Annotated in this window: 23 protein-coding genes and 1 riboswitch; of the genes, 14 read left to right on the top strand and 9 right to left on the bottom strand. The window is 72.6% G+C overall.

Annotated features, from left to right (window positions below):
- Window positions 1–2 precede the first annotated feature (2 nt).
- On the bottom strand, window positions 3–998 hold the full coding sequence (locus ACIBFB_RS22030) for a GlxA family transcriptional regulator (protein WP_397232993.1): 996 nt from the start codon (window positions 996–998) through the stop codon (window positions 3–5).
- A gap of 71 nt (window positions 999–1069) precedes the next feature.
- Here ACIBFB_RS22030 and ACIBFB_RS22025 point away from each other — a divergent pair, with 71 nt between their 5' ends.
- The 7 genes from ACIBFB_RS22025 (at window position 1070) to ACIBFB_RS21995 (ending at window position 8089) form a co-directional block, all read left to right on the top strand.
- Entirely contained in the window at window positions 1070–2356 is a 1287-nt protein-coding gene (locus ACIBFB_RS22025; RefSeq protein WP_397232991.1) for an MFS transporter, read from the top strand.
- Between the two features lie 5 nt (window positions 2357–2361).
- Entirely contained in the window at window positions 2362–2817 is a 456-nt protein-coding gene (locus ACIBFB_RS22020) for a hypothetical protein (protein WP_397232989.1), read from the top strand.
- Window positions 2818–2984: 167 nt separating this feature from the next.
- Window positions 2985–3281, top strand: coding sequence for a multiprotein-bridging factor 1 family protein (locus ACIBFB_RS22015; RefSeq protein WP_397232987.1), 297 nt, complete (start codon window positions 2985–2987; stop codon window positions 3279–3281).
- Window positions 3282–4008: 727 nt separating this feature from the next.
- Window positions 4009–5517: an MmgE/PrpD family protein gene (locus tag ACIBFB_RS22010; RefSeq protein WP_397232985.1), complete on the top strand. Its 1509-nt coding sequence runs from the start codon at window positions 4009–4011 to the stop codon at window positions 5515–5517.
- Window positions 5517–6410 carry a methylisocitrate lyase gene (prpB, locus tag ACIBFB_RS22005; RefSeq protein WP_397232983.1) on the top strand — a complete coding sequence of 298 codons (894 nt, stop codon included), beginning with the start codon at window positions 5517–5519 and terminating at the stop codon, window positions 6408–6410. The genes ACIBFB_RS22010 and prpB overlap by 1 nt, the downstream gene beginning before the upstream one ends.
- A gap of 15 nt (window positions 6411–6425) precedes the next feature.
- Entirely contained in the window at window positions 6426–7562 is a 1137-nt protein-coding gene (locus ACIBFB_RS22000; protein WP_397232981.1) for a bifunctional 2-methylcitrate synthase/citrate synthase, read from the top strand.
- A 92-nt stretch (window positions 7563–7654) separates the two neighbouring features.
- On the top strand, window positions 7655–8089 hold the full coding sequence (locus ACIBFB_RS21995) for a DUF1801 domain-containing protein (protein ID WP_397232979.1): 435 nt from the start codon (window positions 7655–7657) through the stop codon (window positions 8087–8089).
- A gap of 52 nt (window positions 8090–8141) precedes the next feature.
- On the opposite strand, the gene mmsB is transcribed toward ACIBFB_RS21995, so the two are convergent.
- The 5 genes from mmsB to ACIBFB_RS21970 all read right to left on the bottom strand — a co-directional run bounded on the left by mmsB (window position 8142) and on the right by ACIBFB_RS21970 (window position 13996).
- Window positions 8142–9107 carry a 3-hydroxyisobutyrate dehydrogenase gene (gene mmsB / locus ACIBFB_RS21990; protein ID WP_397232977.1) on the bottom strand — a complete coding sequence of 322 codons (966 nt, stop codon included), beginning with the start codon at window positions 9105–9107 and terminating at the stop codon, window positions 8142–8144.
- Window positions 9104–10225 (bottom strand): enoyl-CoA hydratase/isomerase family protein, encoded by a 1122-nt coding sequence (locus ACIBFB_RS21985; protein ID WP_397232975.1) that lies wholly within the window; start codon window positions 10223–10225, stop codon window positions 9104–9106. The genes mmsB and ACIBFB_RS21985 overlap by 4 nt, the downstream gene beginning before the upstream one ends.
- Window positions 10225–11364, bottom strand: coding sequence for an acyl-CoA dehydrogenase family protein (locus ACIBFB_RS21980; RefSeq protein WP_397232973.1), 1140 nt, complete (start codon window positions 11362–11364; stop codon window positions 10225–10227). The genes ACIBFB_RS21985 and ACIBFB_RS21980 overlap by 1 nt, the downstream gene beginning before the upstream one ends.
- Window positions 11365–11378: 14 nt before the next feature.
- Entirely contained in the window at window positions 11379–12923 is a 1545-nt protein-coding gene (locus ACIBFB_RS21975) for a CoA-acylating methylmalonate-semialdehyde dehydrogenase (RefSeq protein WP_397232971.1), read from the bottom strand.
- A 215-nt stretch (window positions 12924–13138) separates the two neighbouring features.
- A riboswitch (cobalamin riboswitch) is annotated at window positions 13139–13273 on the bottom strand.
- Window positions 13274–13426: 153 nt separating this feature from the next.
- Window positions 13427–13996, bottom strand: coding sequence for a TetR/AcrR family transcriptional regulator (locus ACIBFB_RS21970; protein WP_397232969.1), 570 nt, complete (start codon window positions 13994–13996; stop codon window positions 13427–13429).
- 414 nt (window positions 13997–14410) lie between these two features.
- Between ACIBFB_RS21970 and ACIBFB_RS21965 the strand changes: the two genes are divergently transcribed.
- Together ACIBFB_RS21965 and ACIBFB_RS21960 are read left to right on the top strand one after the other, a co-directional pair.
- Window positions 14411–15514 (top strand): WD40/YVTN/BNR-like repeat-containing protein, encoded by a 1104-nt coding sequence (locus ACIBFB_RS21965; RefSeq protein WP_397232967.1) that lies wholly within the window; start codon window positions 14411–14413, stop codon window positions 15512–15514.
- 1 nt (window position 15515) lies between these two features.
- Window positions 15516–15800, top strand: coding sequence for a MoaD/ThiS family protein (locus tag ACIBFB_RS21960; RefSeq protein WP_397232965.1), 285 nt, complete (start codon window positions 15516–15518; stop codon window positions 15798–15800).
- A gap of 6 nt (window positions 15801–15806) precedes the next feature.
- On the opposite strand, the gene ACIBFB_RS21955 is transcribed toward ACIBFB_RS21960, so the two are convergent.
- On the bottom strand, window positions 15807–16946 hold the full coding sequence (locus ACIBFB_RS21955; protein ID WP_397232963.1) for a DUF418 domain-containing protein: 1140 nt from the start codon (window positions 16944–16946) through the stop codon (window positions 15807–15809).
- A 135-nt stretch (window positions 16947–17081) separates the two neighbouring features.
- Between ACIBFB_RS21955 and ACIBFB_RS21950 the strand changes: the two genes are divergently transcribed.
- Window positions 17082–18314, top strand: coding sequence for a sensor histidine kinase (locus ACIBFB_RS21950; RefSeq protein WP_397232961.1), 1233 nt, complete (start codon window positions 17082–17084; stop codon window positions 18312–18314).
- The gene (locus ACIBFB_RS21945) at window positions 18311–18958 is read left to right on the top strand and encodes a response regulator (protein WP_397232959.1); all 648 of its coding nucleotides are present in this window, start codon (window positions 18311–18313) and stop codon (window positions 18956–18958) included. Before ACIBFB_RS21950 ends, ACIBFB_RS21945 begins: the two co-directional genes overlap by 4 nt.
- Window positions 18959–18962: 4 nt before the next feature.
- On the opposite strand, the gene ACIBFB_RS21940 is transcribed toward ACIBFB_RS21945, so the two are convergent.
- Window positions 18963–20390 carry an SDR family NAD(P)-dependent oxidoreductase gene (locus ACIBFB_RS21940; protein ID WP_397232957.1) on the bottom strand — a complete coding sequence of 476 codons (1428 nt, stop codon included), beginning with the start codon at window positions 20388–20390 and terminating at the stop codon, window positions 18963–18965.
- A 132-nt stretch (window positions 20391–20522) separates the two neighbouring features.
- On the opposite strand from ACIBFB_RS21940, the gene ACIBFB_RS21935 reads away from it, so the two are divergent.
- Genes ACIBFB_RS21935 through ACIBFB_RS21925 form a run of 3 tightly spaced genes read left to right on the top strand, consistent with a single transcriptional unit; the run spans window position 20523 to window position 22663 of the window.
- Window positions 20523–21191, top strand: a complete 669-nt coding sequence (locus ACIBFB_RS21935; protein ID WP_397232955.1) for a haloacid dehalogenase — start codon at window positions 20523–20525, stop codon at window positions 21189–21191.
- 49 nt (window positions 21192–21240) lie between these two features.
- Window positions 21241–21600, top strand: coding sequence for a MerR family transcriptional regulator (locus ACIBFB_RS21930; protein ID WP_397232953.1), 360 nt, complete (start codon window positions 21241–21243; stop codon window positions 21598–21600).
- A gap of 49 nt (window positions 21601–21649) precedes the next feature.
- On the top strand, window positions 21650–22663 hold the full coding sequence (locus ACIBFB_RS21925; RefSeq protein ID WP_397232951.1) for an NADPH:quinone oxidoreductase family protein: 1014 nt from the start codon (window positions 21650–21652) through the stop codon (window positions 22661–22663).
- 28 nt (window positions 22664–22691) lie between these two features.
- On the opposite strand, the gene ACIBFB_RS21920 is transcribed toward ACIBFB_RS21925, so the two are convergent.
- A complete protein-coding gene (locus ACIBFB_RS21920) occupies window positions 22692–22988 on the bottom strand; it encodes a DUF6221 family protein (protein ID WP_397232949.1) in 297 nt (98 codons plus the stop codon).
- Window positions 22989–23051: the final 63 nt, after the last annotated feature.

The following is a 23051-nucleotide window of genomic DNA, read 5'->3' as shown; positions in this document are numbered from 1 at the left end:
ACTCAGGCCCGGGAGAACGCTCCCCGGAAGGTGCGCCGGTAGGCGCCGGGGGACACGCCCAGCTCGGACTGCATGTGCTGGCGCAGCGACGCGCCCGTGCCGAACCCCGCCTCCGCCGCGACCCGGTCCACGGACAGGTCGGACTCCTCCAGGAGCTGGCGGGCCCGGTCGAGGCGCTGCTGGGCGATCCACCTCCCGGGCGACTGCCCCACCTCGTCCCGGAAGCGGCGCGTGAAGGTGCGCACGCTCATCGACTCCTGCTCGGCCATCTCCCTCAGCCCCGGCTGGAGGCGGAGGTGCTCCAGGGCCCAGGCGCGGGCACGGGCGGTGGCCGAACGCTCCGGCCGCGGCACCGGGTGCCGGATGAACTGGGCCTGGCCGCCGTCCCGGTGGGGCGGGACGACCGTGGTGCGGGCCACCTCGTTGGCGACGGCCGCGCCGTGGTCGGTGCGGATCATGTGCAGGCTCAGGTCGATGCCGGAGGCGACCCCGGCCGCGGTGAGCACGCGCCCGTTGTCGGTGTAGAGCACGTCGGGGTCCAGGTCGATGTGCGGGTACATGGCGCGGAAGTACCCGGCGGACATCCAGTGCGTGGTCACCCGGCAGCCGTCGAGCAACCCCGCGGCGGCGAGCACGAACGCGGCCGAGCAGATGGAGGCCACCCGCGCCGTCGGCGGTATGCGCGCGACGGCGGCGGCCAGCGCGGGGTCGAGGGGGTCGTGGGGGCGTTCCCCGTAGTCCGCCTCCGAGGCGGGGACGATCACCGTGTCGGCCTCGTCGATCGCTTCGGGGCCGCGCGCGACGTTGAGGGTGACGTCGGTGTCGGTGGTGATCTCACCGGGTTCGAGCGCACAGGTGAGGACCTCGTAGAGCGGCCGGTCGCCGGCGTCGCGGACCCGGCCGAACAGGCGGTGGACGATGCCGAACTCGATGGGCAGCAGACCGTGGCGCACGAGGACGACCACGCGGTGGACGGCGGGGCGCACGGAGTCGCACATGGCCTGATTCTTTCACATGTTGGCTTCCGGGACACTGTCAGCGGCGGTGGGTTCCGAAGGACTCTGGGGGCATGACGAACGACACCGCCTCCCGACACAGACCCGCCCTGTTCCACCGCGCCTGGGCGATCGCCGTCATCGCCTGTCTGACCATCGTGGCCGCGGCGGCGTTCGCCGCGGTGCCCGGCATCCTCGTCGATCCCCTGCACACCGAGTACGGGTGGTCGCGCGCCTCGATCGGCGCCGCCGTCTCGGTCAACATGACCGTCTACGGGCTCATCGCCCCGTTCGCGGCGGCGTTGATGGACCGGTTCGGCATCCGCCGCATCGCCGTGACCGCCCTGGCGACCGTCGTCGTCGGCGCAGGGCTGACCACGGTGATGACCGACGTGTGGCAGCTGACCCTCTACTGGGGGCTGCTCATCGGCGCGGGCACCGGATCGCTGTCGATGACGTTCGCCGCGACCGTCGCCGACAACTGGTTCGTGGAACGCCGGGGACTGGTCATCGGCGCGCTGACCGGGTCCAGCGCCTTCGGCCAGCTGGTCTTCCTGCCCGCGCTGGCGTGGATCGTCGACCACCAGGGATGGCGTCCCGCGCTCGTGACCCTGGCCCTGACGGCGGGCACGATGATCGTGCTCATCGCCCTGCTTCTGCGCGACCACCCCGCCGATCTGGGGCAGCGGCCCTACGGCGCGACGGCGTTCGTAAAGCGGCCGGAGGCCGACCCGGGCGCGGCGCGCCGAACCGTCCGGGTGCTGTTCGGATCGGTGCGCGACCGCCGGTTCTGGCTCCTGGCCGGGACGTTCGCGGTGTGCGGCGCGACCACCAACGGCATCATGTGGACGCACTTCGTGCCCGCCGCGCACGACGCGGGGATGGCCGTCACGGCCGCGGCCTCCCTGGTGTCGACGATCGGCGTCTTCGCCCTGGTGGGGACGGTGCTGTCCGGCTGGCTCACCGACCGCTTCGACCCGCGCCTGCTCCTGGTCGGCTACTACGCGGGCCGCGCGCTGTCGCTGGCCGCGCTGCCCGCGCTGCTCGGACCGGACGCCGGAGCGGTGATCGTGTCCTGGGTGGTGCTGTTCGGCCTGCTCGACGTCGCGACCGTGCCCCCGACCATCCTGCTGTGCCGCCGGGTGTTCGGCGCGGACGGCGCGATCGTCTTCGGCTGGGTCAACGCCGTGCACCAGGTCGGGGCCGGGGCGATGGCGGTCTTCGGCGGCCTCACCCGCGACGTGACCGGCGGCTACGGTCCGGTGTGGCTGCTGGCCGCCGCCCTGTGCGCCGTGGCCGCGGTGGCGGTGTACGGCCTCACGCCGACCGCCGCGCGCACCGGCCAAGCGGCGAAGGCGTGAGCGCGATGAGCGGCCACGAACCCCGCACGGCGCCGTCGCTCCCGTTCTCCCTCGTTCTGCTGCTTCTCGCGGTGGCCGTGGCCTACATCGGCTTCGCCGGGCTCGACCAGAACCTGCGGGCGGCCCGCGGTGAGGGTTCTCCGGGAACGTTCGCCGCGGTCAGCCTCTCCTGCGTCCAGCACCCGGGACACGAGTCGTGCGTCTGCAACGGCCACTTCACGCCCGACGGCGGCGGAGAGCCGCGCGGGGTGTACCTGCACGCCGCCGGGCGGGAGACATGCGTCGAGGGGGAGTCGGTGGCGGCCGTGGACGTGGGCGCGGACAACCGGGTGTACGGGCCCGACGGCTCCCGGGAGTGGATCCTGTCCGCCCTCCTCCTGCTGGGACCGCTGGCCGTCGCCGGAGGCATCGCGGCGTCGTGGGCGCGGCGTCGTCGGCGGTGGCTAGCATCGGGCCCGTGACGGAGCACAGATCATCGGCTCTGTGACGTCGGTGTTCTGGCACCTCGGGGAGTTCGGCGTGGGTGAAGAGTGGCAGCTCCTCTTCAAGGCGCGGACGGATGCCCTCCCGCCGACCACGACATGATCATCGACCGCGACCCGCGAGGAGACCAGCGAGGAGACCAGCGATGAGCCCACACACCCGACTCACGTTCCCCTCCGGCTGGGAGGGACACCCCGACTACGAACGCGCCAAGTGGTGCGCGGCCCTGTCGGACCTGGTCTACGACGAGCGCAGCAAGCGGGAGTGGACCGAAGCGGAGTTCGCCGAGCGCGCCGGGGTCAGCCTGGACTACGTCGAGGAGCTAGAGGGCAGCGCGGTCTACCCCGACCCGGACGTCTTGGTGATGCTCGCCACCGTGTTCGGTGGTCGCGTCGCGGTCGGCGGCCGCGATGAGCCCTACTCCCTCGCGTTCGTCGCCTGACGCGACCCCGAACACCCGCCACCCCGCCCAGCGGAAGGACCCCGGTTGCCCCTGTCCCCGTCGCTGCGGTCACCGAGGGGCGGATCGAGGACCGATGGGACCGGTCCGCCACCGAGGACGAACGCGCCCTCTTGCGCGGCGATGCCCTGACTCACGTGGGCATCCACGTCTGCAACGTTCTCGTTGGTGATGGTGACGGGGCCATCCCCGCGTGCGCGGGGAGCAGGTGAGGTTCCCGTTCACCGTGGTCTGAGGGCGGGGACCATCCCCGCGTGCGCGGGGAGAAGTCCTGGCCTACGCTTCTGTCCGGCCAGCACCACCAAATCTGCAAGTTCCTGAGAAACAGACATCCGCCCCATCCACCTCAGATGGCCACACAGGCACCAGCTAGGACGCCTACGGCTTCAACACAGCAAGCAGACCAGCCCACTCCGCGCTCGGATACGCCCAGTGCCCGAGGTCCCGGTTCCGCGTGTCACGAACCAGCGTCCGCCCCACGTCCTCCTGGCGGAACCGACCCCGGGTGAGTTCGACGAACTTGCCGGGCTCGTCCGGTGCTGCCCCGACGGACCGGGCTGACCCGCGACGCTTGTGACCCGCAGTCTTAGCAGACTTAGCAAGAACACCCCTCCGGCTTAGCTGAACCCAGCTGATTTAGCCCCTTCCACCTGGGGAATCCCTTTGGCACGCTCGTTCGCACCACACGCAGAACGCCGAGGGGACGAATATGCAGCAGCACCGCGTCCGGGTTCACCGCAGTTCCGAGGGCCCGCCCAAGGAGCAGCAGCTCGCGCACCGGATCGCGACCGTGGCGGCCGACCCGGTGGCGGTGGAGGCCACCGTCGTCGAGATGATCGGCAACCGCGTCATCGACAACGCCGCCGTCGCCGCCGCGGCCCTGCGCCGCCGCCCCGTCCGCGGCGCCCGCGCCCAGGCCGCCCGGCACCCGCTGGACCCCGGTGCGACGATCATGGGCGCCCCGCCGTCGGCCCGCGTCTCCCCCGAGTGGGCCGCCTGGGCCAACGGCGTGGCGGTGCGCGAACTGGACTTCCACGACACGTACCTGGCCGCCGACTACTCCCACCCCGGCGACAACATCCCCCCGATCCTCGCCGTCGCCCAGCACACCGGGCGCGACGGCCGCGACCTGGTCCGGGGCATCGCCACCGGGTACGAGATCCAGGTCGCCCTGGTCCGGGGCATCTGCCTGCACGAGCACAAGATCGACCACATCGCCCACCTGGGCCCGTCGGCGGCCGCGGGCATCGGCACCCTGGTGGACCTTCCGGTCGAGGTCGTCTACCAGGCCGTGCAGCAGGCGCTGCACGTCACCACCACGACGCGCCAGTCCCGCAAGGGCGAGATCTCCAGCTGGAAGGCCTACGCCCCGGCCTTCGCCGGGAAGATGGCCGTGGAGTCGGTGGACCGCGCGATGCGCGGCGAGGGCGCCCCGTCGCCCGCGTACGAGGGCGAGGACGGCTTCATCGCCTACCTGCTGGGCGGACCGGGCGTCGAGTACACCGTGTCCCTGCCGGGCGCGGGCGAGGCCAAGCGCGGCATCCTCGACACCTACACCAAGGAGCACTCGGCCGAGTACCAGAGCCAGGCCCTCATCGACCTCGCCCGGCGCTTGGGCCCGCGGATCGGCGACACCTCGCGGGTCCGCTCGATCACCGTCCACACCAGCCACCACACGCACTACGTGATCGGCACCGGGTCGGGCGACCCGCAGAAGATGGACCCGTACGCGAGCCGGGAGACCCTGGACCACAGCATCCCCTACATCTTCGCCGTGGCCCTCCAGGACGGCGAGTGGCACCACGAGCGCTCCTACGCCCCCGAGCGCGCCCGGCGCCCGGACACGGTCGAGCTGTGGCGCCGGATCCGCACGGTCGAGGACCCCGCCTGGACCAGGCGCTACCACGCGACGGACCCGGCGGAGAAGGCGTTCGGCGGCCGTGTGGTGGTCGAGCTGGACGACGGCACGGTGATCGAGGACGAGATCGCCATGGCCGACGCCCACCCGCTCGGGGCGCGCCCGTTCACACGGCCGGACTACGTCGCCAAGTTCCGCACACTGGCCGAGGGCGTCGTCGCCGCGGAGGAGCAGGACCGCTTCCTGGAGCTGGTCGACCGCCTGCCGGAGCTGACCGCCGAGGAGGTCGGTCGGCTGACGTTCACCGAGGACCAGGCGACCGCGCCGCGGGGTCTGTCCGTGTCGAAGGGGATCTTCTGATGCTGCACTCCAGGACGCTCGCCCAGGACAAGCGCCGCCGCCTGCGCGAGGACCTCGCCTCCGGGCGCCTGCTGCGGGTCCCCGGGGCGTTCAACCCGCTGACGGCGGTCCTGATCCAGGAGCTCGGCTTCGACGGGACCTACGTGTCCGGCGCGGTCGTCGCCGCGGACCTGGCCCTGCCCGACATCGGCCTGACCACGCTTCCCGAGGTGGCCGCGCGCGGCGGCCAGATCGCCCGGGTGACGGACCTGCCGACGATCATCGACGCCGACACCGGTTTCGGCGAGCCGATGAACGCCGCCCGCACCGTGCAGACCCTGGAGGACGCGGGGCTGGCCGGGTGCCATCTGGAGGACCAGGTCAACCCGAAGCGCTGCGGCCATCTGGACGGCAAGGCGGTGGTGGAGACGGAGGAGATGGTGCGCCGGATCCGAGCGGCCGTCACCGCGCGGCGCGACGACGGCTTCGTCGTCTGCGCGCGCACGGACGCGGCGGCCGTCGAGGGTCTGGACGCGGCGATCGCGCGGGCGAAGGCGTACGTGGACGCGGGCGCCGACATGGTCTTCCCCGAGGCGATGCGCGGCCCGGCCGACTTCGAGGCGTTCCGCGCGGCCGTGGACGTGCCGCTGCTGGCCAACATGACCGAGTTCGGCAAGAGCGAGCTGCTCGGCGCCGGGCAGCTGGAGTCGCTCGGCGTGAACATGGTCATCTACCCGGTCACCGCCCTGCGGCTGGCCATGGGCGCCGTGGAGGACGGCCTGCGCACCATCCGCGACGAGGGCACCCAGACGGGGATCGTCGACCGGATGCAGACCCGTGCCCGCCTGTACGAACTGCTCGACTACCCCGCCTACAACGCCTTCGACGGCGATGTCTACAACTTCACGATCTGAACGGATGTGGTGAACATGGCCGACACGGCGATCCACAAGGGTCTGGCCGGGGTGGTGGTCGACACCACCGAGATCTCCATGGTCGACGAGGCCTCCAACTCGCTGACCTACCGCGGCTACCCGGTACAGGACCTGGCCGCCTCGTGCACCTTCGAGGAGGTCGCCTACCTGCTGTGGAACGGCGAGCTGCCCGACGCCGCGCAGCTGCGCGCGTTCCGGGCCCGGGAGAGCGCCCGCCGGTCACTGGACCGGCACACCCTCGACCTGCTGCGGTACCTCCCCGGGACCGCGCACCCCATGGACGTGCTGCGCACCGCCGTCAGCTACCTGGGCGCGGACGACCCCACGGAGGACGACGGCTCGCCGGAGGCCGACCGGATCAAGGCCGAGAGCATGATGGCGAAGCTGCCCGCGGTGGTCGCCGCCGACCACCGGCGGCGCCGGGGCCTGGACCCGATCCCGCCGGACCCCGGCCTTGACCTGGCCGAGAACTTCTTCCACATGTGCTTCGGCGAGGTGCCCGCCACCGAGGTGGTCCGCTGCTTCGAGACGTCGATGATCCTGTACGCGGAGCACAGCTTCAACGCGTCGACGTTCACGGCGCGCGTGGTGGCGTCCACGCTGTCCGACATCTACAGCTCGGTGACCGCCGCGGTCGGCGCGCTCAAGGGCCCCCTGCACGGGGGCGCCAACGAGGCCGTGATGCACACGTTCGAGGAGATCGGCGGCGCGGCGCGGGTCGAGGCGTGGCTGGACCGGGCGCTGGCGGACAAGCGCAGGATCATGGGCTTCGGGCACCGCGTGTACAAGCACGGGGACTCCCGGGTGCCGACCATGCGGGCCGCGTTGGAGGAGATGGCCGCGCTCAAGGGCGCCGACGACCTCATGGAGCTGTACCGGACGCTGGAGCGGGCGATGTTCGAGCGCACGGGCATCCACCCGAACCTCGACTACCCGGCGGGGCCCGCCTACCACCTGATGGGATTCGACATCCCGACCTTCACTCCGCTGTTCGTCATGGCCCGGATCACCGGGTGGACGGCGCACATCCTGGAGCAGCGGGAGGCCAACGCGCTGATCCGCCCGCTGAGCGACTACACGGGTCACGGCCGCCGTCCGGTCCCGCTCCCGGCGCAGCGACTGGCGGGCTGACCGACGGCGCCCGGCGTCGCGCGCGCAGCGCGCCCGCACCGGGGCGGGCGCGGCACGCGGGGGGTGTCGGCGCCCGCGGCTAGGCTGGTGCCATGGTGTCCAGCCAGGCCGCGACGGTCGACGAGTACCTGTCCGAACTCCCCGAGGACCGGGCCGAGGTCGTGCGCGCGATCCGCCGGATCATCCTCGACCGGCTGCCGACCGGCTACGAGGAGGGCATGCTCTACGGGATGATCGGCTACTACGTCCCGTTGGAGCGCTTCCCCGACACCTACAACGGCCAGCCGCTGTCCTACGTGGCCCTCGCGGCGCAGAAGCGGAACTACTCCCTGTACCTGATGGGCGTGTACTGCGAGGAGCGCCAGGACGAGTTCGCCGAACAGTGGCGGGCCACCGGCAAGAGGTTGGACATGGGCAAGTCGTGCGTCCGGTTCAGGAAGCTGGACGACGTCCCCGTGGACGTGGTGGGCGACTGGGTGGCGCGCTACCCGGTGGACGACTTCGTCGCCGCACACCACCGCACGTGAGAGCGCCGACCGCCTCCGCGCCCGGCGTGCGCGGAGGCGGTCGGCCCGGCGGTCAGGAGCCGTCGCCCGGTGACCCGTCCGCCCCCGCGCCGTCCGGCTTGGCGGAGCGCTCGCGGATGGCGTTGACGATCGCGGAGAAGTCGCGCTCGGTGTCGAGTTCCCCGGCGAAGGCCGTGTAGATCCGGGCGGCGTGCAGCCCGATCTCCGCCTCCACCCCCGTGTCGCGCAGCGCGTTGGCCGCCAGTCCCAGGTCCTTGGCCATGAGCGACGCGGCGAACCCCGGCCTGTAGTCCCGGTTGGCCGGACTCGTCGGCACCGGTCCCGGCACAGGGCAGTTGGTGGTGAGCGACCAGCACTGCCCCGACGCCGTCGACACGACGTCGTACAACGCCTGGTGGGTCAGGCCGAGCCGCTCGCCGAGCACGAACGCCTCGCTGACTGCGATCATCGACGCCCCGAGCACCATGTTGTTGCAGATCTTCGCGGCCTGACCGCCTCCGGGCCCGCCGCAGCGCACGACCTTGCGCCCCATCGACGACAGGAGCGGCTCCACGTCGGTGAAGTCGGCGGCCTCCGCTCCCACCATGAAGGTCAGCGTCGCGGCGGTCGCTCCCACGACACCGCCCGAGACCGGTGCGTCCACTGCGCGGTGACCAGCGGCGACGGCCGCCGCGTTGGCGGTGCGGGCGTCGGCCACGTCCACCGTGGAGCAGTCGACGAAGAGCGTTCCCGGGCGGGCCGCGGCCAGGAGGCCGGTGCCCTTCCGCCCGTTCCCCTCGGCGTCGGCGCCGTTGTACGCGGTGAGCAGGTGCCGCCCGCTCGGCAGCATCGTGATGACGACCTCGGCGTCGGCGACGGCCTCGGCCGCGCTCCCGGCCGCGCGCACCCCGGCCTCGGCGGCCTTGGCGAGGGCCTCGGGCACGAGGTCGAATCCGGTGACCCGGTGCCCGGCGGTCACGAGGTTGGCGGCCATGGGAGCTCCCATGTTGCCCAGTCCGACGAACGCGACGGCGGTCATGCGCGGCTCCTCTCGTCGACGAGTCCCAGCGGCCCGTCCGGTGCGGGTTCGAAGAAGCGTGCGACGTGCGTGTCCGACACGGCGGACAGCCTGTCCGGCACCCACTTCGGGCTCCGGTCCTTGTCGATGACCTGGGCCCGGATGCCCTCGACCAGGTCGGGCGAGGACAGTGTGGCGCAGGACACGCGGTACTCCTGCTCCAGGACCGCCTCCAGGGTGGGCAGTCTCCGGGCACGGCGGAGGGCGGCCAGGATGACCTTGACCGACGTGGGCGACTTGCCCTCGATCACGTCGGCGGCGCGCGCGGCGTCGCGGTCGCCGTGGGAGCGCAGCCGTTCGACGATCTCCTCGGCGGTGTCGGCCGAGTAGCACGCGTCGATCCAGTGGCGGGCGCCCGCGAGGTCTCCGGCCGGGGCGGTCTCGGCGAACCGGCCGACCGCGTCGGAGACGTCGGCGGAGGAGGACGCCTTGGTGAGTGCGTCGGTCAGGTCCACCAGCCGTTCGGACGGGACGTAGTGGTCGGCGAGGCCGGTGTACACCGCGTCCCCGGGGCCGACGGGCGCGGCGGTCAGGGCCAGGTGCGTCCCCGTCTCGCCCGGAGCCCGGGAGAGGAGGTAGGTTCCGCCGACGTCGGGAACGAAGCCGATCGTGGCCTCCGGCATGCCGACGGTCGAACGCTCGGTGACGACGCGGACGTCCCCGTGCGCGGAGACGCCCACGCCCCCGCCCATGACCACACCGTCCATCAGGGCGATGTAGGGCTTGGCGAAGCGGGCGATATGGGCGTTGAGGAGGTACTCGTCGCGCCAGAAGGCGGCGGCCTCGCGCCCGGCTTCCCTGGCGCTGGCGTGGATGGAGCGGATGTCTCCGCCCGCGCAGAGGCCGCGCTCACCGGCCCCGTCGATGAGCACGGCGAAGACGGCGTCGTCGCGCTCCCACGCGGTGAGAGCGGCGTCCATGTCCCGCACCATGGCGTGGTTGAGGGCGTTGATCGCGCGCGGCCGGTTGAGCGTCACGCGGCCGAGGGCGCCCTCGACCCGGAGCAGGACCTCGGCGTCGGTGTCGGCGGAGGCGGTCACGGGCCCGTTCGTGGCCGGCGTCGCCGGTGTCTCGGACATCAGGCGGCCCCGGTGAGTCCGCGAGCGATGATCAGGCTCATGATCTCGTTGGTCCCTTCCAGGATTCGATGCACCCGCAGGTCGCGGACGATCTTCTCAATGCCGTACTCGGTGAGGTACCCGTACCCCCCGTGCAGCTGGAGGGCACTGTCGGCGACGTCGTACCCGGCGTCGGTGGCGTACCGCTTGGCCATGGCGCACAGGCGCTGGGCCTCGGGGGACCCGGCGTCGAGCGCCGCGGCGGCGCGCCACAGCAGGGACCGGGCGGCCTCCAGCTCGGTGGCCATCTCCGCGAGGCGGAAGCGGAGCGCCTGCGCGTTGATCAGCGGGCCGCCGAAGGCCTCACGGTCGGTGAGGTAGGCGGTGCTGGCCTCCAGGGCGGCCTGGGCGCCGCCGAGCGAGCACGCGGCGATGCCGAGGCGCCCGCCGTTGAGCCCGTTCATCGCGATGCGGAAGCCGTCCCCCTCGCCGCCGAGGAGGCGGTCGGCGGGGACGCGGACCCCGTCGAGGAGGACCTGGCGGGTGGGCTGGGCGTTCCAGCCCATCTTGGTCTCGTTGGCCCCGAACGACAGGCCGGGGTCGTCGCGGTGGACGAGGAACGCGGAGACGCCGGAGGCCCCGTTGTCCGCCGTCCGGGCCATGACGAGGTAGACCGACGAGGCGCCCGCGCCGGAGATGAACTGTTTGGTGCCGGTGAGGACGTAGTGGTCGCCGTCGCGGACCGCGCGTGTGCCGAGCGCGGCGGCGTCGGAGCCCGCGCCCGGTTCGGTGAGGCAGTAGCTGCCGAGGGTCTCGGCGGAGCAGAGGCCGGGCAGCCAGCGGGCGCGCTGGTCGTCGTCGCCGTAGCGGTCGACCATCCACGCGACCATGTTGTGGATGGACAGGTACCCGGCGATGGACGGGCAGCCGGTGGCGAGCGCCTCGAAGACGACGACGCCGTCGAGCCGGGTCAGCCCGGAGCCGCCGGAGTCCTCGGCGACGTAGACGCCGCCCAGGCCCAGGTCGGCCGCCTTGCGCAGGACGTCGACCGGGAAGTGCTTGGCCTGGTCCCACTCGACGGCGTGCGGTGCGAGGTGTTCCCGGGCGAAGTCGCGGACGGTCTCGGCCAGGATGACCTGGTCGGAGGTGAGCGCTGTCATGGTGGCGGCTCCGCTCACTTCATGACCGGGATCGTGAAGCTCGCGCCCTCCTTGGCCCCGGACGGCCAGCGGGAGGTGACGGTCTTGGTGCGGGTGTGGAAGCGGATCGAGTCGGGCCCGTGCTGGTTGAGATCGCCGAAGCCCGACCGCTTCCAGCCGCCGAAGGTGTGGTAGGCGACGGGCACCGGGATGGGCACGTTGACGCCGACCATGCCGGTGTCCACACGCTGGGAGAAGTCACGGGCGGTGTCGCCGTCACGGGTGAAGATCGCGACGCCGTTGCCGTACTCGTGCTCGCTGGGCAGGCGCAGGGCGTCCTCGTAGGCGTCCGCGCGCACGACCGAGAGCACCGGGCCGAAGATCTCCTCGCGGTAGATCCGCATGTCGGGCGTGACGCGGTCGAAGAGGCTGGGGCCGGTGAAGAACCCGTTCTCGTGGCCCGGCACGGTGTGGCCGCGGCCGTCGACGACCAGGTCGGCCCCCTCGGTGACGCCGAGGTCGACGTAGCCCTCCACGCGCTCCAGGGCCTCGCGGGTGACGAGTGGTCCGAAGTCGGCGTCGGGGTCGTGCGACGGGCCGACGCGGAGGCCGGTGATGCGCTCCTTCAGACGGGAGACCAGGGCGTCTGCGGTCTCCTCGCCGACCGGGACCGCGACGGACACGGCCATGCAGCGCTCGCCCGCGGACCCGTAGCCCGCGCCGATCAGTGCGTCGACGGCCTGGTCGAGGTCGGCGTCGGGCATGACGATCATGTGGTTCTTCGCCCCGCCGAAGCACTGGGCTCGCTTACCGTGCGCGGTGGCGGTCGTGTAGACGTACTCGGCGACGGGCGTGGAGCCGACGAAGCCGACGGCCGCCACGCGCGGGTCGGTGAGGAGCGTGTCGACGCTCTCCTTCCCGCCGTTGACGACGTTGAGCACGCCCGGGGGCAGTCCCGCCTCCAGGAAGAGTTCGGCCAGGCGCAGGGGGACGGAGGGGTCGCGCTCGGACGGCTTGAGGATGAAGGCGTTTCCGCAGGCGAGTGAGGGCGCCGCCTTCCAGAGCGGGATCATCGCCGGGAAGTTGAAGGGCGTGATGCCCGCGACGACGCCCAGGGGCTGGCGGAGGGAGTGGACGTCGATGCCGGTGCCGGCGTTGTCGGTGAACTCGCCCTTGAGCAGGTGCGGGATCCCGACGGCGAACTCGACCACCTCGAGGCCGCGCTGGATGTCGCCGTGGGCGTCGGGAACGGTCTTGCCGTGCTCGGAGGAGAGCATGCGGGCGAGACTCTCGCGCTCGTCCTCCACGAGTTGGAGGAAGCGGAGGAGGACGCGGGCCCGGCGCTGCGGGTTCCAGGCGGCCCACCCGGGCTGGGCGCGCTCGGCGTCGGCGATGGCCGCCTCGGTCTCCGCGCGGTCCGCGAGCGGTACGCGGGCCTGGACGGCGCCGGTGTTGGGGTCGTGGACGTCGCCGAAGGAGTCGGATCGGCCGGGGACGTGCTTTCCGTGGATGAAGTGCGTCAGCTCGCGGGGCGCGTCGGCCGGGTCGGGGTCGCGGGGCGCGCTGTGGTCGGTCACCATGGCAAACCAGCTCTCGTCTGGAGGCGGAGCGATGCGCGGAGCATGGCGGAACAGGGCCGCGGGGGTGTGCGGCCTGCCGGACTCCCGGGATGCCGGGAGGCCGGGAGGCCGGGTTCACGGTGCGCGGTCCCGGACGGCTCGCCCAGGCGGCTCTGCGTGCCTGAGGCGGATCGCGCGTACCGGTGCCATGCGTGCTCGCTCCCTCCTCGTGGATCACACGGACGTCGAACCGCGGCCGGTGTCCTGGCTCCGGGAACGCTCCCCGGTCACATGGGTGGGACCGTGCCGGACTCGCACCGGCCTGCCCGTACCGCGGCTCTGTGGCGCCCACCATATAGTTGGACGTCCAAGTAAATCCAGAACCGGACGAACGTGAGCTGAATCACACGAAAAGTGCGGCGAGGACCACCCCGCGACGACCGGGGCGGAGCCGCCGGATGGGCGGCGAGGGAGGCCGGGGACACGAACCCCCCTGCGGGACCCCTCGGGGCAGGGTGACGCCGTCAGTGGCCGGCGAGGAGTTTGTGGGCCTCGTCCAGGCGGGCGGACAGGGACTCGGGGGTGCCCGACAGGCGCGCCGCGGTGATCTCACAGGCCATCGCGAGCTGGGCGGCGAGGACCGCCACGGTCTCCGAGGTGCCGGTCTCCACCAGAGCGTTGGCCAGCTTGTCGGCCCTGCACTGCTGCATCAGGAGGTAGCGCGAACGGAGGTCGTCGCTCTCGCGCAGGAGGCGGGACAGCACGCGCGCGTGCTCGGGGGACTGGGTGGTGTGCGGGCCCGCCTCGCGGAGCAGCTGGACGGCGGCGCGCAGGTCGTCCCCCACGGACGCCCTCTCGCGGACGTACGCGCACATGCGGTCGGCCTCGGCCGCGTCGTCGGCGAACAGCACTTGTTGTTTGTCGCCGAAGTACCTGAAGAAGGTAGTTCGTCCCACTTCGGCACGTTCGGCGATCGCCGCGACCGTGACGTTGTCGAATCCGTGCTCGGCGAACAGCTGGAAGGCGGCCGACACGATCAACGCACGGGCCTTGCGCCGTTTACGAGCGTGGAGCGTGTCCGGGGGGTGGTGCATGAGTCGACCCTATCGAGTGGGAACCCGGTTCTCCATGAGACGCCGGACCATTAGGACTGTGGTCCTGAAACGCTCAGTGAGTACTCGGGTAGCGGGAAGTCGTCTGGCCGAAGTCGTTGTGGACACGGGCGTCGGGCACGGCCAGAGGGCCCAACGCACATGTTCCGGCTGGCCCGGAATTTTATTGCAGAACCAGCGCCGAGTGACAACCGTCTTGACGCGGACGGAGCTGATCGGCATCGAATGTGGTTCCCCTCTCACGGAGGTTATGCCACCGGCTTTTCCGGCGGGACCAGAATTCTGCCCCAAGTGAATAGTTAGGCTTCTTAACTGTAGTACGGCGTGTTGCCTGCCGCCCAATGTCGGACCCGTGTGCCACAGTGGGAGACCTGAATCACACCCCTGGAGTTGGTTATGACGTATCTCCTGGTCATCGGCACGCGCAAGGGGCTCTTCACCGCGCAGAGCGAGGATCGTCGCGCGTGGGAGGTGGCCGGACCGCACCGGCTGGACGCGGCGGACTACGCGAGCATGGACGCGGTGTACGCGGTCGGGATCGACCCGCACACCGGCCGGATCCTGGCGGGCGCCGAGAGCTCGCACTACGGCCCCAGCGTCTGGTACAGCGACGACCACGGCTCGACCTGGCACGAGCCCGACGCTGCGCCGATCGCCTTCCCCGAGGACACCGACGGCTCGTTGACCCGGGTCTGGCAGATCGCCTTCGGGGAGGAGCCGGGGGTGGTGTACGCGGGCGTCGAGCCGCACGCACTGTTCCGGTCGACCGACGGCGGGCTGAGCTTCCGGCTGGTACGCGCCCTGTGGGACCACCCGCACCGCGCGGAGTGGTTCCCCGGCGCGGGCGGCGGCGCGATCCACACGGTCCTCCCGGGCCTGCTGGCCTCGGGCGACCGGTCGCCGGACGGCATGACCGTGGCCATGTCCACGGGCGGTGTGTACCAGACCCGGGACGCCGGGGCCAGCTGGGCGCCCGCCAACCGGGGCGTCTCGGCGGTCTTCCTGCCCGACGAGGAACCCGAGTTCGGGCAGTGCGTCCACAAGGTCACGGCGGCCCCGAACGGGGTCATGTACCTGCAGAACCACCACGGGGTCTACCGCAGCGCCGATCCGGCGGGCGAGGGCTGGACCGCGATCGAGAAGGGGCTGCCCTCGAACTTCGGGTTCGCGGTGGTCGCCCACCCTCGGCGGCCGGAGACGGCGTTGAACTTCCCCGTGCTCAGCCAGGAGGTGCACCTCCCGCCGGGGAACAGGCTGGGCGCGTACCGGACGGACGACGGCGGCGACAGCTGGCGGGCCGTGACCGAGGGACTGCCTCAAGGGCCCTACTTCGGCATCGTCCTGCGCGACGCCGCGTGCACGGACGGGGCGGACGTCCCCGGATTCTACTTCGGGACCCGTACCGGCGACGTGTACGCCGCCACGGACGACGGGGGGCGCTGGCACCAGGTGGCCGCACACCTGCCCGACGTCCTGTGCGTGCGCGCGGTGGAGGTCTGAGATGCGGGTGACCGTCCACCTGCCCGGGCTGCTGCGGGCGGACGCCGACGGCGCCGCCCACGTACCGGTCGAGGTCGACGACGGTGCCAGGCTGAGGGGTGTCATCGACGCACTGACGCGGCAGTACCCGGGACTGGACCGCCGGATCCGCGACGACCAGGGCGCCCTGCGCAGATACGTGAACGTGTTCGTCGGCGAGGACGAGTGCCGGGGCATCGGCGGACTCGACGCCCCGGTCCCGGACGGCGCCGACGTGCGGCTGCTGCCCTCCGTGGCCGGGGGCTGAGCCGCCTCAGCGACGCATCGGCATCGGCCGCAGGTAGGTGAGGCTCCGCCACACCCACTCCAACGGGCCCAGGCGGAAGCGGGCCGTCCACAGGCGGGCGCCGACCGCCATGAGGACGAAGTAGGCCGTGGCGACGGCGTACTGGCCGAGGACGGTGATCTCGCCCTGGAAGGGGCTCATGGTCAGAAGGAACACGGCGGTGCTGCCCAGGTAGACGGTGAGCGTCATGCGGCCGAGCGGGGCGAGCACGCCCAGGACCCGGGAGGCGGCGCGCCCGCGGTCGACCAGCCACCAGACCAGGCCCAGATAGAACAGGGCGCCGCCCAGCCCCGAGAGCGAACCGCCGAACGAGACGAGCGCGTCGGAGACCGGACGGGTCACCGGCAGGCCGTCGGCGCCCAGGTGGACGGGCACGCCGTCGGCGTCCACCTGGATCGGGAAGAGCAGGTCGGACGCGAGCATGAGGGCCAGGCCGACGGCCTGGCCGACGAGGCCCGTCCAGACGAGGCGGACCGGCAGACGGGAGGGCGCCCCCGCGAACGCGGGCGTGCGCGCCAGCCACACGCCGACGCAGAAGAACGCGAGCGTCTGCGGGACGAGCGACACCAGGATCCACACGCCGCCCGCCGGCATCAGGAGCTCGAAGCCCGGGGCGAGGGCGAACAGGGCCGCGGCGGCGACGGCCGGGCGGTGGCGGGAGCCGGACAGCAGCACCGGCATGAGCGGGGCCAGGACGACAGCGGTGATCGCGTAGTGGGTGAGGATGTCGCCGTCGAAGACCAGAAGGTGCGGAACGCCGAAGAGCAGACCGAGCGCCACGTAGCGCCGGACCATCACCGCCATGGGGCGTTGACCGCGCCCGACCGCGCCCCGCCAGGCGAGGACGGCGCCGACGCCGAGCAGCACCATCAGCATGGCGCGGGCCTTGCCGGACATCAGGAGGGAGGCGCCGGTGTCGACGACGGAGGTCAGCGTGCTCGGAGCGAGCTCCCCGGCGCGTTCGGCGGCGAACACGACGACGGTCACGTTCATCATGACGACGCCGATCATCGCGAGTGCCCGCGCGACGTCGAGGAAGGCCACGCGGGGCGCGGGCGCGGACGGTGCTCGGGCCGCTCTGGCGTCTCGGGCCTGGACTTCGGTCACGGGGTACTCCTCGTTCGTCGGTACCCGACCACGATCCCTCGCGGCCTCCTCCCCGCGCATCGGCCGAAGCGCCGACCCGGCGCCTCGTCCTTTCGGTGGAGGCCCGTGGAGCGATCGCGCTCTAGCCTGAGGAGCATGGCGTTGAACAGGGCCTTCGCCCGGATCTCCGGACACCTCGCCGCCACGGAGTCGGGCCTGCCGATGCTGGTCGTGTGGTCGGCGAACCTGCTGCTCGCCCTCGCCTGGTTCGTCGACCTCGGCACCACGGTGCGCGTCCTCGGCGAGGAGGACTGGGTCGGGCCTCCGGAGCGGTCCCTGTACTTCCTGACCCTGGTCTCCGGGACCGTGCTCGTCGTGCTCGGGTGGATCGCGCTCTGGCCGCGGACCCGGGCGGCGACGACCACGGTCCTCGGGGTGTGCGGCGCGCTCGTGGCGGCGGCGACCTCGGCGGTGCTGTGGGCCCCGCCCAAGGGGATGTTCGGGTACTCGTTCGCGCTGTCCGAGGCGGTGGGGCTGCTGCTCCTGCTCACACTCGCGGCGCTGCGGTGCCGGGTGTGGCAGATCGGCCTGGTCTCCGCGCTGGCCTTCGGGGCGTTCCTCACCGACTACCTGCGCGAACCGTACTGGCCGGGTCAACTGTCGGGGGCGCTGGTGGCCGTCGGGGTGGGGTTGGCGCCCGGCCTGTTCCTGCGCTGGCGGGCCGCCCAGCACCGCGAGCACATGGCGACCGTGCGGGCGCAGGAGCGGCTGTCGCTGGCGAGGGACCTGCACGACGTGGTCGCCCACGAGGTCACGGGGATCGTGGTGCAGGTCCAGGCGCTGCGGTACATCGCGGAGAGGGATCCGGAGGCGGTCCGCGCGGCCCTGCCCGGGATCGAGGCGGCGGGCGGCAGGGCCCTGGAGTCGATGCGCGGCATGGTCTCGCGGCTGAGGGACCCGGCCGACGCGCCGCTGGCGGCCAACGTCGCGCAGGGACTGGAGCGGCTGGCCGCGCCCGCGCGGGGCGGTCGGCCCGAGGTCTGCGTGCACGCGGGCGAGGCGGTCGCGGACCTTCCCACGGACGTGGGCACGGCGGTGCTGCGGATCGCCCAGGAGTCCGTCACGAACGCCCTGCGGTACGCGCGCGGCGCGGAGCGCGTGAGCGTCGTGGTGGAGGTCCTCGACGACGGCGTGCGGCTGCGCGTCTACGATGACGGGCGCGGCGGCGCGGTCGCTGTCGGCGGCGGATACGGGCTGCTCGGCATGGCCGAGCGGGCCAGACTGGTCGGTGGCGAGCTGACCGCCGGTCCGCTGGGGCCGGCACAGGGGTGGGTCGTGCGGGCGTGGCTGCCGCTCGACGGCGACGGAGACGGAGACGAGGACGCTTGACGATTCGGGTACTGCTCGCCGACGACCAGGAGATGGTCCGGACCGGTTTCCGCTACATGCTGGACGCCGAGGACGGCATCGAGGTCGTGGGCGAGGCCGGAGACGGCTTGACGGCGGTCCGCCTGGCGCGGGAGCTGCGGCCCGACGTGACGCTCATGGACATCCGCATGCCCGGGTTGGACGGCCTGGAGGCGACGCGCCGACTGGCCGGACCCGGGGTGGCCGACCCGCTGAGGGTGGTCGTGGTGACCACGTTCGATCTGGACGAGTACGTGCACGCCGCGTTGGCGGGCGGCGCGGTCGGCTTCCTGCTCAAGGACGCGGGTCCCGCGCTGCTGATCGAGGCGGTCCGGGCGGCGGCGCGGGGCGACGCGATGGTCTCCCCGCGGATCACCGTCCGGCTGCTCAGACACTTCGCCGCGGCGGGGCCGCGCCCGGAGGCGGACGCGGCAGGGCTGACCGAGCGCGAGTTGGAGATCGCGCGCGCGGTGGCCCGGGGCCTGACCAACACGGAGGTGGCGGCGGAGCTGTACGTCACCGTGAGCACGGTCAAGACCCATCTGGCGAGCATCCAGAACAAGCTGGGCGCGCGGAACCGGGTGGAGATCGCCGCCTGGGCCCACCGCGGCGGCCACGTGAGCTGAGCGCCTACCAGGCCGCGGGCGCGTAGTCCTTGAGGAAGCAGCCGTACACGTCCTCGCCGCGCTCGCCCCGGACGATGGGGTCGTACACGCGCGCGGCCCCGTCCTCCAGGTCCAGCGGAGCGTGGAACCCCGCGGCGGCGATGCGCTCCTTGTCCGGGTGCGGCCGTTCGTCGGTGATCCAGCCCGTGTCCACGCTGGTCATGAGGATGCCGTCGGTCTCCAGCAGTTCCTGGGCGCTGGTGCGGGTGAGCATGTTGAGCGCGGCCTTGGCCATGTTGGTGTGGGGGTGGCCGGCGCCCTTGTAGCCGCGTCCGAAGACCCCCTCCATGGCGGACACGTTGACGACGTAGGCGCGCCGGGCCGGGGAGGCGGCCAGGGCGGGGCGCAGCCGGTCGACGAGGAGGAACGGCGCGCTCACGTTGCACAGCTGCACCTCCAGCATCTCGACGGGGTCGACCTCGCCGACCGTGCGCGACCAGCTGTTGACGGGAGCGAGGTCGGGGACGAGGCCTCCGGCGTCGATGGCGGTGCCCTCGCGGACCCGCTCCATCGAGGCGGAGCCGGTGGTCAGGGCCAGGGAGGTGAGCATCTCCGGGGTGAAGGCGCTCGGCTCGCCGGAGTCCAGCGAGCGCGGAGCCGCGCCTCCGAGGACGAGCGGTTCGGGGGCGTCGCCGGTGAGCGGTTCGGCCTCGGCGGCGATCAGCGGCCCGTAGGAGCCCGGAGCGCGCCGGACGGTCTGCGCGGCGTTGTTGATGAGGATGTCGAGGTGCCCCCGCTCGGCGACGGCGTCGGCCAGCCGCACGACCTGCCCGGGGTCGCGCAGGTCGATCCCCACCACACGCAGCCGGTGCAGCCACCGGTCGCTGTCGGGCATGGCGGCGAACCGGCGGACGGCGTCCTTGGGGAAACGCGTGGTGACCGTGGTGTGCGCGCCGTCGCGCAGGAGGCGCAGCGCGATGTACATGCCGATCTTGGCGCGCCCGCCGGTGAGCAGGGCACGTCGTCCGGTCAGGTCGGTGCGCGCGTTGCGGCGCTCCCGGTTGACCCGTGCGCAGCTCGGGCAGAGCTGGTGGTAGAACGCGTCGACCTCCGCGTACTTCTCCTTGCACACGTAACAGGGCCGGGGCTTGCGGAGCACGCCCGCGAGCTTCCCGGCGGTCCCGCTGGTCAGGGCGCGGCCGTTGGTCTCGTCGTCGATCCGGTCGGGCGCGGCGGTGGCCGTCGCCGCCAGGACGGCGTCGTCGTGGGCCTTGCGCTCGGTCCGTCGGACGCGCCGGCGGTGCTCCTTCACGGCCTTGAACAGCTTGGCGGTGGCGCGCTGCAGGGTGACCGAGTCCGGGTGGTCGCCGGGCAGCTCCACGGCGCGTTCGAGCACCTCCAGGCACACACGCAGGTGCTCCGGGTCGACCCCGGCCGTCTGTTCTTCCGTCACCGCTGGCTCCACCGCCGTCCTCCGTGGCCCCCGTGTCGGACCACCAGGAACCCTATGCGCATCCGGGGACCAACCGGGGCGCGGCTGGGTAGGAGGAGGGACAGAGCCCCCTCGCCCCCGGTAGGAGCTGAGATGCCGACCCGCCCCCTCGCCCTGGCCTTCGACGTCCTCGACACCCTGTTCCCGCTGGGCCCGCTGGAGTGGCGGTTCCGTGAGGCGGGGATCCCGCGGATCCTCATGACCCGGTGGAGCGACCACCTGTTGCGCGACGCCTTCGCGCTGGCCTTGGTGGGCGGCGACCGCACGTTCGAGGACGTGGCCCGGGGCTCGCTTCGGGACATCACCGGCCACCAGATCGCCCCGGCGGCGGAGGACGCCATCATCGAGGGCCTGTCCCGGCTCGCCCCCCGGCGCGAGGCCGTGTCCGCCGTGACCGCCGCGCGGGACGCGGGTCTGGGGGTGGTGGCGCTCGCGATGGGAGGCGAGGACGCGACACGGGAGCTGTTGTCGGGGGCGGGACTGCTCGACCTGGTCGACGGGGTGTGCGCCGGCCGGTGGAGACCGGCCGGGGAGGCGTATCTGGCGGCGGCCGGGACCCTGGAGGTCGAGCCGCACCGGTTGGGACTGGTCACCGCGCACGGTTGGGACGTGGGCGGCGCGGGTCGGGCGGGCCTGGTGACGGGGTGGTCGGCCCATCTGGAGGGCCGCTTCCCGGCGGTCTTCCCCGAACCGGACGTGCGGGGGCGGGACCTCGGCGAGGTGGTCGAGGCCCTGCTGGACCTGCGGGCCGCACCGGCGTGACGCCGCGCCCGCCGGAAGACCGCGCGGCGTCCGGACGTTGCCCCCGGGTATGAGAATCGGCGAAGCCTCCAGGGCGAGCGGCGTGAGCACCCGGTCACTGCGGCACTACGAGGACCAGGGTCTGATCGTTCCCGGCCGCCGTGGAAACGGATACCGGGACTACTGCCCGTCCACCATCGACCGGGTCCACGCCATCCGCTCGCTGTTGGCGTCGGGGCTGCCGCTGCGGCTGGTCAAGGAGGTGCTGCCGCACCTGAACGGCGGACCCGGGACGGAGGCGTCGTGCGCGGAGTTCCTGCACGAGGTGGAGCTGCACCGCGACCGGCTCGCCGCACGCATAGCCGTTCTCAGCGATCAGCGGGCCGCCCTCGACGCCTACCTGCGTGAGGCGCGCCGCGCCCGCCCGTGACTCGGCCGCTTGACGTTGACGCAAGTGTGAGGGTCCTAGGTTCCGGGGTATGGAGCAGCGACACACGAGTGAGCAGACGGGGCGGGCCCTGGTCCAGACGTCCCACGGGGGGCCGGGGGACCTGGTCCTCACCACCGATCGTCCACGCCCCGTCCCGGGCCCCGGAGAGTACCTGGTCCGGGTCGGCGCCGCCGGGGTCAACTTCGCGGACGTCATGCAGACCCGCGGAACCTACGGCGGGGGCCCGCGAGCGCCCTACGTGGCGGGCTTCGAGGCCGCCGGCGAGATCCTGGGCTCCGGTCCGGGAGTCCGGGCCCCGCTCCCCCTGGGGACGCACGTCGTGGGAGTCGGCCCGGGCGCCTTCGCGCAGTACATGACGATGCCCGCCGCGGGTGTCCTCCCGGTCCCTCCCGGGTGGACCGACGCCGAGGCCCTCGGCATGGTGCTGAACTGGGCGACCGCGTTGGCGGCGCTGAAGCCGCTGGGCGAGGTCCGGGCGGGTGACACGGTGCTCGTCCACGCCGCGGCCGGGGGCGTGGGGCAGGCCGCCGTACGTCTCGCCCGACACTACGGAGCGCGCGTGGTCGCCACGGCATCACCGGCCAAACACGACACCGTCCGGTCCCTCGGCGCGGACGAGGTCCTGGACGGCGCACGCCCCGACCTGGCCCGGGAGATCACCCGTCTGACCGGAGGCGTCGACCTGGTCCTGGAGTCCGTCGGCCGGGCCACCTTCGAGGCCAGCCTGTCGGTCGCCAGGCCGTTCAGCGGTCGGGTCGTCGTGTTCGGCGCCGCCTCCGGAGACGCCACGCTGTCCACGCACGATCTGGTGTTCACCCACCGCGTCCAGATCAAGGGCCTCCACATCGGCGCGCTGGCGGAGCAGGCCCCGTCCGTCTACCGGTCGCTGATCGCCGAGATCGAGGCGCTCATCGCCCGGGGAGTGTACCCGCCCGGGACTCCCCGGATGCGTCCCCTGTCCGAGGGACCGGAGGCGCTGTTGGAGCTCGAGGCGGGCCGGACCAGCGGCAAGCTGGCCCTCGACCCGTGGCGTGAGGGCTGACCGCCGGGCGGACCGGCCGTCCGCCCGGTCAGTCCTCCCAGGACCGGTCGTACTGGGGGTGGCCCCGGTACACGGTCGCCAGGTACTTCACCGCGCGCCGCCAGGCGAGGAGTTCCGCCCACGGGTCGCCGTCGGCGGGCGCGGAGGGCGCCGGCCCGAGCACGCGCATGCTCGCGGAGTGCGCCTGGGTGTACCCCTGGACGATCATCCGCTTGGCCGCCACCTCCGCCAGAGCCCGATCCCGACCACGGGCGCCCACGGGAACCGCCCTCGACGCGCGCTCGTCCTCGTCCAACCGCGCGTTGAGGAACTCGACGATGGTCAACGAAAGCAGCTCCCTCCGGATCCCCCGACCTGTCCGGTCAAGTATCCGTGATCCGACCGCGAC

The organism is Nocardiopsis sp. NPDC050513 (genome assembly GCF_044457925.1).
Classification (GTDB): Bacteria; Actinomycetota; Actinomycetes; order Streptosporangiales; family Streptosporangiaceae; genus Nocardiopsis.
Note: the sequence above shows the minus strand (reverse complement) of the source record. Positions and strands in the feature narration are given on the sequence as shown.

Coding starts and splice junctions, on each gene's coding strand:
- ACIBFB_RS22030 (WP_397232993.1), bottom strand. CDS start 998: ATGTGCGACTCCGTGCGCCCCGCCGTCCACCGCGTGGTCGTCCTCGTG.
- ACIBFB_RS22025 (WP_397232991.1), top strand. CDS start 1,070: ATGACGAACGACACCGCCTCCCGACACAGACCCGCCCTGTTCCACCGC.
- ACIBFB_RS22020 (WP_397232989.1), top strand. CDS start 2,362: ATGAGCGGCCACGAACCCCGCACGGCGCCGTCGCTCCCGTTCTCCCTC.
- ACIBFB_RS22015 (WP_397232987.1), top strand. CDS start 2,985: ATGAGCCCACACACCCGACTCACGTTCCCCTCCGGCTGGGAGGGACAC.
- ACIBFB_RS22010 (WP_397232985.1), top strand. CDS start 4,009: ATGCAGCAGCACCGCGTCCGGGTTCACCGCAGTTCCGAGGGCCCGCCC.
- prpB (WP_397232983.1), top strand. CDS start 5,517: ATGCTGCACTCCAGGACGCTCGCCCAGGACAAGCGCCGCCGCCTGCGC.
- ACIBFB_RS22000 (WP_397232981.1), top strand. CDS start 6,426: ATGGCCGACACGGCGATCCACAAGGGTCTGGCCGGGGTGGTGGTCGAC.
- ACIBFB_RS21995 (WP_397232979.1), top strand. CDS start 7,655: ATGGTGTCCAGCCAGGCCGCGACGGTCGACGAGTACCTGTCCGAACTC.
- mmsB (WP_397232977.1), bottom strand. CDS start 9,107: ATGACCGCCGTCGCGTTCGTCGGACTGGGCAACATGGGAGCTCCCATG.
- ACIBFB_RS21985 (WP_397232975.1), bottom strand. CDS start 10,225: ATGTCCGAGACACCGGCGACGCCGGCCACGAACGGGCCCGTGACCGCC.
- ACIBFB_RS21980 (WP_397232973.1), bottom strand. CDS start 11,364: ATGACAGCGCTCACCTCCGACCAGGTCATCCTGGCCGAGACCGTCCGC.
- ACIBFB_RS21975 (WP_397232971.1), bottom strand. CDS start 12,923: ATGGTGACCGACCACAGCGCGCCCCGCGACCCCGACCCGGCCGACGCG.
- ACIBFB_RS21970 (WP_397232969.1), bottom strand. CDS start 13,996: ATGCACCACCCCCCGGACACGCTCCACGCTCGTAAACGGCGCAAGGCC.
- ACIBFB_RS21965 (WP_397232967.1), top strand. CDS start 14,411: ATGACGTATCTCCTGGTCATCGGCACGCGCAAGGGGCTCTTCACCGCG.
- ACIBFB_RS21960 (WP_397232965.1), top strand. CDS start 15,516: ATGCGGGTGACCGTCCACCTGCCCGGGCTGCTGCGGGCGGACGCCGAC.
- ACIBFB_RS21950 (WP_397232961.1), top strand. CDS start 17,082: ATGGCGTTGAACAGGGCCTTCGCCCGGATCTCCGGACACCTCGCCGCC.
- ACIBFB_RS21935 (WP_397232955.1), top strand. CDS start 20,523: ATGCCGACCCGCCCCCTCGCCCTGGCCTTCGACGTCCTCGACACCCTG.
- ACIBFB_RS21930 (WP_397232953.1), top strand. CDS start 21,241: ATGAGAATCGGCGAAGCCTCCAGGGCGAGCGGCGTGAGCACCCGGTCA.
- ACIBFB_RS21925 (WP_397232951.1), top strand. CDS start 21,650: ATGGAGCAGCGACACACGAGTGAGCAGACGGGGCGGGCCCTGGTCCAG.